The sequence below is a fragment of the Nonomuraea sp. NPDC050733 genome (assembly GCF_040654215.1).
Lineage (GTDB): Bacteria > Actinomycetota > Actinomycetes > Streptosporangiales > Streptosporangiaceae > Nonomuraea.
In genome coordinates, this window is record NZ_JBFAHO010000080.1 from 1 (window position 1) to 10,280 (window position 10,280).

The 10,280-nt window shown below is 69.5% G+C and carries 13 protein-coding genes; 3 read left to right on the plus strand and 10 right to left on the minus strand.

The window, feature by feature from the left end; all coding sequences use genetic code 11:
• Positions 1-381 precede the first annotated feature (381 nt).
• Both AB0H64_RS44610 and AB0H64_RS44615 read right to left on the minus strand, forming a co-directional pair.
• A complete protein-coding gene (locus AB0H64_RS44610; RefSeq protein ID WP_357637949.1) occupies positions 382-651 on the minus strand; it encodes a hypothetical protein in 270 nt (89 codons plus the stop codon).
• Between the two features lie 681 nt (positions 652-1,332).
• Entirely contained in the window at positions 1,333-1,986 is a 654-nt protein-coding gene (locus tag AB0H64_RS44615) for a dihydrofolate reductase family protein (RefSeq protein WP_357637951.1), read from the minus strand.
• Positions 1,987-2,055: 69 nt separating this feature from the next.
• Here AB0H64_RS44615 and AB0H64_RS44620 point away from each other — a divergent pair, with 69 nt between their 5' ends.
• The gene (locus AB0H64_RS44620; RefSeq protein ID WP_357637954.1) at positions 2,056-2,724 is read left to right on the plus strand and encodes a TetR/AcrR family transcriptional regulator; all 669 of its coding nucleotides are present in this window, start codon (positions 2,056-2,058) and stop codon (positions 2,722-2,724) included.
• Positions 2,725-3,487: 763 nt separating this feature from the next.
• On the opposite strand, the gene AB0H64_RS44625 is transcribed toward AB0H64_RS44620, so the two are convergent.
• On the minus strand, positions 3,488-4,381 hold the full coding sequence (locus AB0H64_RS44625) for an IS982 family transposase (protein ID WP_357637971.1): 894 nt from the start codon (positions 4,379-4,381) through the stop codon (positions 3,488-3,490).
• Between the two features lie 85 nt (positions 4,382-4,466).
• Between AB0H64_RS44625 and AB0H64_RS44630 the strand changes: the two genes are divergently transcribed.
• On the plus strand, positions 4,467-4,907 hold the full coding sequence (locus AB0H64_RS44630) for a hypothetical protein (RefSeq protein ID WP_357637957.1): 441 nt from the start codon (positions 4,467-4,469) through the stop codon (positions 4,905-4,907).
• 114 nt (positions 4,908-5,021) lie between these two features.
• Here the strand turns inward: AB0H64_RS44630 and AB0H64_RS44635 are convergent, their stop codons facing one another.
• From AB0H64_RS44635 to AB0H64_RS44660, 6 genes are all read right to left on the minus strand, one after another.
• Positions 5,022-5,720: a hypothetical protein gene (locus AB0H64_RS44635; RefSeq protein WP_357637959.1), complete on the minus strand. Its 699-nt coding sequence runs from the start codon at positions 5,718-5,720 to the stop codon at positions 5,022-5,024.
• Between the two features lie 311 nt (positions 5,721-6,031).
• The gene (locus AB0H64_RS44640) at positions 6,032-7,255 is read right to left on the minus strand and encodes an MFS transporter (RefSeq protein WP_357637960.1); all 1,224 of its coding nucleotides are present in this window, start codon (positions 7,253-7,255) and stop codon (positions 6,032-6,034) included.
• A gap of 259 nt (positions 7,256-7,514) precedes the next feature.
• Positions 7,515-8,129, minus strand: a complete 615-nt coding sequence (locus tag AB0H64_RS44645) for a hypothetical protein (protein WP_357637964.1) — start codon at positions 8,127-8,129, stop codon at positions 7,515-7,517.
• Between the two features lies 1 nt (position 8,130).
• The gene (locus AB0H64_RS44650) at positions 8,131-8,397 is read right to left on the minus strand and encodes a helix-turn-helix domain-containing protein (protein ID WP_357637973.1); all 267 of its coding nucleotides are present in this window, start codon (positions 8,395-8,397) and stop codon (positions 8,131-8,133) included.
• Positions 8,398-8,878: 481 nt separating this feature from the next.
• Positions 8,879-9,670: a hypothetical protein gene (locus tag AB0H64_RS44655; protein WP_357637966.1), complete on the minus strand. Its 792-nt coding sequence runs from the start codon at positions 9,668-9,670 to the stop codon at positions 8,879-8,881.
• 40 nt (positions 9,671-9,710) lie between these two features.
• The gene (locus AB0H64_RS44660; protein ID WP_357637979.1) at positions 9,711-9,857 is read right to left on the minus strand and encodes a hypothetical protein; all 147 of its coding nucleotides are present in this window, start codon (positions 9,855-9,857) and stop codon (positions 9,711-9,713) included.
• Positions 9,858-9,861: 4 nt separating this feature from the next.
• Here AB0H64_RS44660 and AB0H64_RS44665 point away from each other — a divergent pair, with 4 nt between their 5' ends.
• Entirely contained in the window at positions 9,862-10,053 is a 192-nt protein-coding gene (locus AB0H64_RS44665; RefSeq protein ID WP_357637976.1) for a DUF6355 family natural product biosynthesis protein, read from the plus strand.
• Here the strand turns inward: AB0H64_RS44665 and AB0H64_RS44670 are convergent.
• Positions 9,966-10,280 (minus strand): hypothetical protein (locus AB0H64_RS44670; protein WP_357637968.1); only part of this gene is annotated, 315 nt, incomplete at its 5' end. The two genes, AB0H64_RS44665 and AB0H64_RS44670, sit on opposite strands and share 88 nt — an antisense overlap.

A 10,280-nucleotide genomic window follows, 5' to 3' on the forward strand; every position in this document is an offset into this window, starting at 1 on the left:
GCCTCGCGCGCCTGCGCGATGACGGCTCCCAAAACTCCCGGATCGTGCATGTGCACGCGTGCATGGCCCTCGGTGCAGGCGCGCGCGTGCGCGCACGGTGCAATGCACGGCAGGACGCGGGCCTGCGCTCGTCCCGGGGCATACGGGACCACGGCCGCCCCGTGGTCCCGTGTCGCCGCTCGGCCTGTCGGCCCGGGCCTGGAGGGCAAACGGGTGGGCGGGCGGGCGCCTCGCACGCGCGCGCGTAGACCGGCCGGAAAAGTCCGGAAACTCGAGCCGCCTGGGGCTGCTCGGCGAGGGCCTGGTGCTCGCGTGTGATGCCTCGCGAAATTCGCCGGGCGGGGGTGGTTCCTGTTTTTCGACCGGAGATGAGGGGGGCGGTCATGAGGCTCTTGCGGCGATGGCGGCGAGGTCGAGGTGGTCGGGTGGCACGCCGTTGCGGCACAACGGGCACCAGGGTTGGCCGGAGCGTGGGTTGAGCTGGTCGCCGCCGGGTTCGCCGTGTGGGCAGGGTGGGGCGGTGCGGCGGTTGTCGGCAGCCTGGCTGGCGTGGCGGCGGGCGGCCTGTTCGCGGACGTGGCCCTGCCAGTCGGCCAGGTCGCCGTTGCGGGCCAGGGTGGTGATGTAGCCGGCCAGGTTGTGCGGCTTCACGGCTTGCTCGATGGCGGCCGCGATCGCCTCGGCTTCACCGGCGTCGACGCCGAGCTCGTTGCGGACGATGTCGGCCGGCCGGCGCCGTGATGAGGAGAGTTGACGGGGTTGAGGGATAGGGGTCCCGCCTTCCGGGACGCTGAGGCCGGTGTTCCGGGACGCTGAGGCTCGGGAATCGGGACGCTGAGGCCCCCCGCTCGGGTCCGCGTCACCAGCCGCAAAGTAGGCCCTCGAGGAGGCTGAGTGCAGAAATTAGCGGTAACCACCTTTGCCTTCTTCGCCTGTTAGTGGGGTGCGGCCGGAATACGGCAGAAACGTACCGCGCCCGATCCCTGACCGGACAGAAGCACGGCTCTGTCCGGTCCACCGAACGACGTCCCCGCAGGTCGGCGCGTCGATAGCCCATGCGGACCGCAATCCGGCCCCAGGCTGGGCATGGTCATCCACAGCCGAAACCTGGCCCTCGCCTCACCGTCCGACCTGCGGATTCGAGTGACCGCGGCCCGTTTCTGCCGTATTCCGGTGGCATCCCAACCAGGCGCGTATCGAGTCCTGATCAGTCTGTGGGGTCGGCCCTAGTAGTAGAGCTTGATCCGCACCCGGACCACTTGATGATCGCGACTCGATACGCGCCCTAGCAGAAGCCGGCCGGGTGGCGAGAGCGTGGCCGGCTCGTTGTCCTCACGCGATGGCCTCCTTGCCGTCGCTCACTACGAACTCGCCGGTGCCGGTGGTGGCGAACGCGGTCTGGCGCAGGGTGAGCGAGACCGCGCCCGAGCCTCCGCTCATCACCTGTGACTCGATGATCTGGTAGGTCGCCGGGATGGCTCCGTCAGCGAACAGGCGCTTGCCCTCGCCCACGACGACGGGGAACTGGATCAGCCGGTAGACATCGACCAGCCCGGCGTCGTGCAGGGCGCGCACCAGTCGCCAGCTGCCGTGCACCTGCAGCTCACCACCGGGCTGCTGCTTGAGCCGGCGCACCTGCTCGACGAAGTCGCCGCGCAGCACCTGGGTTTTGCCCCAGGCCGCGTCGGCGTCGGACAGGGTGTCGCTGACGACGTACTTCTGCCAGGTGTTGAGGGCTGTGGCCACGATGTTGTCCGGGTCGGTCACCTGCGACCAGTAGGGGCGCATCATCTGAAAGGTGCTGCGCCCCAAGAGGATGGCGTCGGCCTTGCGGAACCAGCCGTCGACGGGGGTGAGCTGGCCGTCGGCGGCGTGGGGCACCATCCAGCCACCGCGCTCGAAGCCGTTGCTGGGGTCCTCCCCGGCCCCGCCCGGGCCCTGCATGACGCCGTCGAGGCTGATGAAGGTGTGAACGCTGAGCTCCATGACTATTGACCCTCTCTTGTGTACGATGTCCACATCTGCGAACGGGCAGAACATTACACACACAAGTGGATGCTGTCCACATTGGGGGACGCCATGACCGACGTGGCCAAACGAAGCACCTACCGGCACGGCAACCTGCGCCAGGCCCTTCTGCAAGCAGGCATCGACCTGGCCCGTGAGGGCGGCCCGGACGCGGTAGTGCTGCGCGAGGCCACCCGGCGCGCCGGAGTGGCCCCCAACGCCGCCTACCGCCACTTCGCCGACCGGCAGGCCCTCGTGCACGCCGTCTCCCTGGCCGCGATGGCCCAACTGGCCCACGCCATGGAAGCCGAGATGCAAGCCACGCGGGCCGGCCTGCCGCCGCTGGCCGAGGCGGCACAGGTAGCCTGCGCGCGTTTTCGCGCCCTGGGCACGGGCTACCTGCGCTTCGCCCAGGTGGAGCCGGGGCTGTTCCGGGCGGCGTTCCTGGTCCCCGACACCATGGCCGAAGCCGCGATCGACACCTCCGCCGGAGGCAGCGGGCTGACCCCCTTCCAACTGCTCGGCGCGGCCTTGGACGCGCTGGTCGAATGCGGCCGCATGCCCGCCGAACGCCGTCCGGGCATGGAGTTCCTGGTTTGGTCATCCGTGCACGGCCTGGCCGTCCTGCTCATCGACGGACCCTTGCGCGGCCTGCAACCCGACCAGGCCGACCAGACCACCCACCTCCTGATCGACATGATCGAAAGAGGACTGTGACGATGATGAGGCACCGATCCTTGGCTGGAGGTCCGTGCCCTCTCACTCAGCGCTCGCTGTCGCCGGGTGCGAACAGGCCGGTGAGCTCGGCGATGGCTTCTGGGGAGGGATGGCAGTAGCGGCGCAGATTCTCCGGCTTCTTCTGCCCGCGTGGTGGAATTCGTGCAGGTCCCTGCCCGTGCCCGGACCGCCGAGGCGGCGCGCTCTTGCGGGAGATGTCACCGCAGGTGGGAAATCCTCATGGCGTTATCCGTGGCAATACTGGGCCTCAACCAGCGAGCATGCCTGCCGTCTCTGACTTCACGATCATCCCAATGTGAGTTTTGAGCTTATGTGGGCTGACCCTCGTCACCGGGCGACCGCCGACGACCACGCCCACGCCGCCCGCATCGCCGGTCTTTGACCCGCCCCCCCGGGGGGTGTCACGGTACGGCCGGACGGGTGTCACGGCAGGTGTCACAGGGGGTGTCACGCCGGGTGGTTTGTGACGGTATGTCCCCTGTCACGCGGGGTGTCACGCCCCCTGTCACGCGGCTCTGACCGGTGACTCTCTGCCTGTCACGCCCTCCGTGACACCCCACCCCCTGTCACGCATACGCGCCGCTCCCCGATCGCGCACACACCCGCCCCGCACGAAGACGATCTTTGATGAGGGAACAGACGGCCGACACGATCAAGGCCGGACTGGACACGGCGTCGAGCGCCGAAGCAGTAGCCGCCGACCGCGAATGGCTGGTGCTCTAGACGAGTAGTTCCTATGTGATCAGTGATCGAAGGCGATTAGCGACCTGGCGATAGGCGCGCCGGTGGTGTGGTTGTGCCAGATGGCGGCGGCCATCGCTAGGATCCGCTGCGCGACGCGGACGGCGACGCCCTCGAAGGTCCGTCCGCCGTGCTGCTCGAGATCGAGCTGGCCTTTGAGGGTGTCGTTGACTGACTCGATCAGCTGACGTACCGACTTCAAGAGCGGCTCGCCCGGTCGGGACTTCTCCCGTTTGAAGCTGGGCCGCAGCAGCTGGACGCCGCGTGCAGCCAGGCCGGCCTCGAACTCGCGGGAGGCGAATCCCTTGTCGGCGATCAGCAGCAGGCCGGGCCGGTTGGCTGCCAGCTGCGGTTCCCGGTCCAGCATCGCCGCCAGCACCTCGCGCTCGTCGACCTTCGGGCTGGCCAAGGCCCAGGTGATCGGCATGCCCGCCGGGGTGCAGACCAGGAACAGCCGCAGCCCCCAGTAGTAGCGGCTGTGCGAGCGGCAGTAGCCATAGGCGGCCCAGCCCGCCAGATCGGAGCGCTTGACGGTGGGCCGTGAGCGGCCGCACTCCACCGGGGTGGAGTCGGTAATCCACACCTTGTCGAACCAGAAGGCGGTGTCCGCAGCCAGGAGCCGGATGGCCCGCTTGACCAGCGGCAGCGCTGCCCGTAGCCGCTTGTTGTAACCCGGTCGCTGCGGCAGGCGGGGGAACATGCCACGCAGGTGGGCGTGGGCGAACCGCAGCCACCGGGCTTCGGAGCGGAAACCGAGCACGGCCTGGGCCACTGCCAGGCAGACCAGCTCGGAGTCGCTGAGCAAGGGCGGTCTGCCGATGCACCGGGTTTTTCCGATCTCGTCGTCGATCTTCACATATAGTGCGGTCAAGAGGGTGTTCAGGTCGGTCGTCACAAACCGGATCTTGGACACCCTTTGTCCTTGCGCGCAGCCAGACTTCGGAACTGACTCGTCTTGGTAGTTGACGGTTGGGTGGGCTATGGGAATGGTCGAGGGACTCTGGAAGGCCAAGCAGATGCCGTCCCGTGACGGGCTGTATCGGCCGGACGACACTGGCTTGGAGCTGCATGTTGACGGTCCGGGGGCGTACCACCCGGATGCTGGGCAGCCGATTCCTTTCCGTATCGGAGGACCGTTCGATGTGGCCCAGGCCATTGAGGAGTACGGCATCGACGAAGTCGACACATATTTCGAGAGCCCGCTACCGAACGGAGCAGGATGGGTGTCCGGTGGGGGCGGCGGGATGGGGAACATCGGCTACCTCGCCCGTCTGAACGCTGACCGCTCGTTGCAGTGGGTCGCTGTGATGTTCCACTCCAACCCGTTCATCGGAGTGCACTACCAGGGCATGAAAGCCGTATTCACCAACGATTGGAGGAATCGGCTGGTACTCGACCTTATGACCCCTGCTCTTGCCTGACCTCGCCCGTGCCCAGGATGGTAGGTCTTCCTTTCACGATGACCGGCCGGAGAGACTTGGACACCCTCCCCGTCGTCCCCGGCCACAACTCGACCGGACTTCGGAACTACTCGTCTAGCCGACGACGCTGACCAGGATGCCGGCGGCGGCGATGGTGGCGGCCAGGGGATAGGTCCACCACCTGGGTGCCGGTCCCTGCGACAGCACCTTGATGCCGAGCGGGACGAGGGCGAGGCACAATCCGGCCGCAGCGACGATCGACATCACGCCAGTGCCCTTGAGCACCCCGACAGGCATGGACGTCATCAACGCCAGCCCCACGGACTGCACCCGTCCGAGCACGCCCGCGCGCCACGTGCCGACCGCGAGGACGACCCAGCCCACCATCGTGGCCAGGTTGATCGTCTGGAAGACGTGGAAAGAGGTGTACTGCTCGCTGATCGCCTGCTGTGCCGTACCCAAGCCTTGAACGTCCACCAGTTGGAAGGCCAGGTGACTGACGCCGGCGTGGAAGGTGCGGGCGAACAGGCCTGCCAGGGTGAGGGCCAGGCCCCATTGGGCGAGGCGCGTGTGTGTGGCGCCGATCCTCCTGGCCACCGCCAGGACGGCGGGGGAGAGCAGCACGATCCCGGCGACGAAGCAACTGTAGGCGGTCGTCATCTGTGCGGGGCTGCCGGCGAAGGCGGCGAGCTGGTTGGGGAAGAACGCGTCGGGGCCGAGCTTCAGCAGGACACCGATCATCACCAGTATGGGGCCCAGGACCAACCCGATGCCTTCGATCCATTTGCCGGGGAAACTCTCGTTCGTCGTCATGGCTACGATTCAATCGGCGCAGGTCGGAGTGCACATTGGCGTACGGGCGAGGGTTGGAGGTAGACCTGGCACTACCGCTCGGCCGGCGATCCGGTCGAGGTCGACGTCGACCAGCAGGACGCGCTGCCTGGCGCCGCCGGCGAGCCGGGAGGCGCCCCGTCGACCGGCTGGGCGCCCGAGCCGCGAGGTCGTTGACGAGTGCGTTCTGGGCCGTGATCGTCGTCAGTTCCCGTTGTAATGGTCACACGGGAGCTGCCCCGTGGTCTGCGCTGTGACAGCGCCCTGCTCCGGCACGGGGCGTGGGGCGTCGATCAGCTCGTGGGCGTCGTGTCCGCGGAGAGGGCGACGTCGCCGAGGTTCGAGGCCCCGCCCGCTGCTCGTCGCGCGCTGATGGTCATCACGACGAGGCCGGCCAGGACGATGGCGGCGCCCACGTACAGCGGAGCGGTGTAGCCGAGGCCGGCGCTGATGGCCAGGCCGCCGAGCCAGGCCCCCAGCGCGTTGCCGACGTTGGAGGCCGACACGTTGGCGCTGGCGGCGAGCGGGGCCCCGTTCGCGTAGTCGGTGACACGGGTGATCATGCCGGGGACGCCGGCGAACCCGAACAGGCCCAGCAGGAAGACCAGGATCACTGAGGCGACGGGGCTGGCGGCCAGCAGCCCGAACGCGGTGAGCGTGACGGCGAGGCCGGCCAGGGAGACGATCAGCGTGCGGTCCCGGTTGCCGTCCGCGGCCCGCCCGCCGGCCACGTTCCCGATCACCAGGCCGCTGCCGTACACGACGAGCAGCCAGGCGACGTCGGCGCTGGAGAAGCCGGTGATCCGGGTGAAGGTGTAGGCGATGTAGCTGAACGCGCCGAACATCCCGCCGTACCCGAGCGCGGTGGCCGCCAGCGTCAGCCAGACCTGCCAGGAGCGGAACGCGCGGAGCTGGACGCTCAGCCCGCCCGGGCCGGAAGTCGTCGAGGGAGGCGTGCGGTCCACGGCGCCGGCCCAGCCGGGCACCAGCGTCGCGATGGCGATCATGGCGATCACCCCGATCGCGGTGATCGCCCAGAACGTGGCACGCCAGCCCCAGCGTTCGCCGACCAGGGCGCCGAACGGCACGCCCAGGACGTTCGCGAGCGTCAACCCGGCGAACATCACCGCCACCGCCCTCGACGCCCGCTCCGCCGGAACCATCCGCCGTGCGACGAGCGACCCGATGCCGAAGAACGAACCGTGACACAGGGCGGCGACGACGCGTCCCAGCAGCATCATCGGGTAGCCCGAGGCGACGGCGGAAAGGAGATTGCCGACCACGAACAGCGCCACCAACCCGACGAGAACCGACTTGCGGGACAGCCCGCTGGTGGCGGCGGTCACCACGATCGCGCCGACCGCGACGCTCAGCGCGTACCCGGAGATCAACCACCCCGCTGCGGCTTCGGACACGGCCAGGCTCCGGCTCACCTGCGGAAGCAGGCCCGCGATCACGAACTCGGTCAGGCCGATCCCGAAACTGCCGAGGGTCAGCGCGATGAGCCCGACGGGCATGCGCCCGCTGCCGTTTGCCTGAATTGCCGGAATTCTCATTCGAACATCATCCACCGGGCACACGAGCCGGCCCGATCGGGCCCTCCGCTCGGGTCCGTGCGATGGACCCCAAAGTAGAGCGTTGCCGCAGGCCACAGGGGTAACGGCTGGTGTCCGCCTCCGGGTTTCGGTCCGGGCGTTCGGGGATGAGTCCGGCGCTCCCCGCCCCGATAACGGTGGCGGGCGCGTTTCCACAGGTCGTGTTGCTCGCTAACGGCGCTTATGTCAACCCGTCCGGGAGCTCCCGGTTACGCACAGCTACTTTGCGTCTCGTGACACGGACCCGAGCACCGGGCCGCTGAGGTGGCGGCTCAGGGTCCCGGTTCGCGGGACGCTGTTCAGCCGCAGCCGGGTCAGGTTCAGGGTCCCGGTTTTCGGGACGCTGAGCGTGCGGCGGGTCGGCGGCCTGGTCGGTGAGGGCGGCTCCGGCCTGGCGTAGCAGGGCCTGGACGTCGCGGCGGCGCCCGGCCGGGGCCTGCTCGGCGCCGACGCCGAGCCTCTCGACCTGGTCGACGTCGCCGGCGTGCTCGGCGGCGTGGGTCGAGGCGTCGGGCGGGGCCATCTCCTGGATGCGGAAGGCGGCACGCCGGTACTTGCGGCCGCCGGTGACGCGCTCCAGCACGCCCTTGCTGATCAGGCTGTTGATGGTGGCGTAGCGCTGGGAGCGGCTGAGCCGGGCCCGGCGCAGGAAGCGGGGGTCGTCTTCCACGCCGGGCCAGCATTCGCGGGTCGCATCGCGCGCCTGTTCGGCGAAGACGATCAGCAGGAACAGCTCGCGGTAGGTCAGTGTGGCGGGGGCGTGGTCGAGGACCTCGACGATGAGTTGGATGCTCATGTCACTGCCCGCCGTCGAGGGGGGCCAGGCCGAGCATGGCGCGGACCGGCGCGGTGGGGATGATGATCTTGCGGCCGATGCGCAGCGCGGGCAGCTCGCCGCGGCGGACCGCGTCGTAGGCGGCGCCGCGGTCGATGCCGAGCACGGCGGCCGCCTCGCGCACGGTCATGGTGGGCCGCTGCAGCGGGCCTGGCTCGGCGCCGGCCGGGGTGGGGGAGGGGGTGGTCTGCTGTGGGCCGGTGTGGGCCTGCGTGGTCTGGGGTCGCATCACGCCGCGGATTGCTACACGAACGGGGCGCTTGCGTCCTTCTACGATCACGGCGATCCGGTCGGGGCGGGCGTTGACGCAGATCAGCGTGGCCGACGTGGTCCACGGGACCACGGGCGTCCCGTGGTCCCGTGCCGCGCGGGCTGCCCGGTGCTGAGGTCCACCGGTGTCAACATGCCTCGCGAGGCACTTGCGTCGAGCACCGCGGCGGGCGTCGGCGGACGACGCAATCCCCCCACGCTCAAGATCGTCTCCGTGCGGGCGGATGTGTGCGCGATCGGGGAGCGGCGCGTGCGTGACAGGGGGGTGGGGGTGTCACGGAGGGCGTGACAGGCAGAGAGTCACCGGTCAGAGCCGCGTGACAGGGGTCGTGACACCCCCGCGTGACACGGGACATACAGGCATAAAACACCCGGCGTGACACCCCCTGTGACACCTGCCGTGACACCCGCCCGGCCGCGCCGTGACACCCCCGGGGGGCTCACAGGCCGGCGATGCGGGCGGCGTGGGCGTGGTCGGCGGCGGTCGCCCGGTGGCTGCGTGCGGCGCCGGCGATCGTGGTCGCCAGTGAGGCGGCGCGGCGGGCCAGCTCGGCGAGCGCGGGCTCCCAGGGGGTCGACGGGGGGCCGCCCGGGTCGCCGGCACCGAGCGCGTCCTCCTGGTCGACGTCGGCGCCGCCCGGGTCCTCGGCGGCCAGGCGCACGGCCGCCTGGTCGAGCTCGGCGGCCAGCCGGGCGAAGGCGTCCAGGTGGGCCTGCAGCCGGCGGCGGGTCCAGGCCAGCTCGCGCCGGGCTTGGAGGACGCGGCCGCGGGCGCGGTGGGCGGCCTGGCGGCAGGGCTTGCCGCAGTAGACGGCGGGGCGGCCGCGCGTCGCGGCCTGGATCGGCGCGGCGCAGACCGGGCAGGCTGGGGTCGGCCTCCGGGGAGGATCGGACCGGATTTTGGCGCTAGAGAGACGATCTTGAGATTGGCTGGTGCTCCTTGTGTGGTCGGCGGGACGCTCGATTCTTTCGGCAACCGCCCGGGAGGGCCTGGGCGTCGTGGGCCGGGACCGGCCGAAGAGCCGCAGCCCGGCCCACGAGCGCCAGCGGCCCGCCAGGAGCGGGCCGCCTTGAAACGGGGTGTCGGGTTGGGTTTGGCTTCGAGCCAGCTCGAATCGATTGTCCGAACCTCTGTACTGGTGTTCGCTGTCCTTGAGCGGGTCACATCGGACCTGAATCTTGGAACTGGCGACAGCGCGGCGCCAGGGACGGAACGTGGCCGGCCATGTCATGCAGAACCTCCGTAACGAGGGAGAAAGCAATGAGACGACATCAATTCCTGACCGGCGTGGCGATCGCAGCCGGTATAGCCACCAGCATCGTCGGCGTACCGTCGAGTGCGGCGGCGAGCGCGCTCGACGGATCGTCGGCGACCGCCGCGGCCGCCGACGCGTCAGCGAAAACCAGTGGACGGCTCACCGCCGTGCGCTGTGGCTTCTACGAGGACAGATACACGGCCTGGTACAACCACTGCACATCCGACGGTTCACGGATCAAGATCCGAGTGGTGCGTAACTACTGGCCCGATCACACCATCTGCGTCGGACCGGGCCACACAGACCTCGGCAGCCCCGGCGTGGTCGTGAACGCCTGGTACACCGGCAAGCTCTGCTGATCCTTCAGAAGAAGCCAGGGCCGCGCTGAAATGTCGTCCTGGACTCGGGCGGCGTCTTCGCCGACCAGGTGGGCGTCGGCGAGCTGGTCGACCAGCAGCCGAACGTGCGTGGCGTAGCGCCGGCTGGCGTCGAGCAACGCGGTGACCGCGTCGATGCCGTCGGCGGGTGCTGTCGGGTCGGATGGGATCACGACCGCGACGGTACGCCGCCGACCCGTGCCGCGCCC

Coding starts and splice junctions, on each gene's coding strand:
- AB0H64_RS44620 (WP_357637954.1), top strand. CDS start 2,056: ATGCTGTCCACATTGGGGGACGCCATGACCGACGTGGCCAAACGAAGC.
- AB0H64_RS44615 (WP_357637951.1), bottom strand. CDS start 1,986: ATGGAGCTCAGCGTTCACACCTTCATCAGCCTCGACGGCGTCATGCAG.
- AB0H64_RS44640 (WP_357637960.1), bottom strand. CDS start 7,255: ATGCCCGTCGGGCTCATCGCGCTGACCCTCGGCAGTTTCGGGATCGGC.
- AB0H64_RS44650 (WP_357637973.1), bottom strand. CDS start 8,397: ATGCGACCCCAGACCACGCAGGCCCACACCGGCCCACAGCAGACCACC.
- AB0H64_RS44630 (WP_357637957.1), top strand. CDS start 4,467: ATGGGAATGGTCGAGGGACTCTGGAAGGCCAAGCAGATGCCGTCCCGT.
- AB0H64_RS44635 (WP_357637959.1), bottom strand. CDS start 5,720: ATGACGACGAACGAGAGTTTCCCCGGCAAATGGATCGAAGGCATCGGG.
- AB0H64_RS44655 (WP_357637966.1), bottom strand. CDS start 9,670: ATGACATGGCCGGCCACGTTCCGTCCCTGGCGCCGCGCTGTCGCCAGT.
- AB0H64_RS44645 (WP_357637964.1), bottom strand. CDS start 8,129: ATGAGCATCCAACTCATCGTCGAGGTCCTCGACCACGCCCCCGCCACA.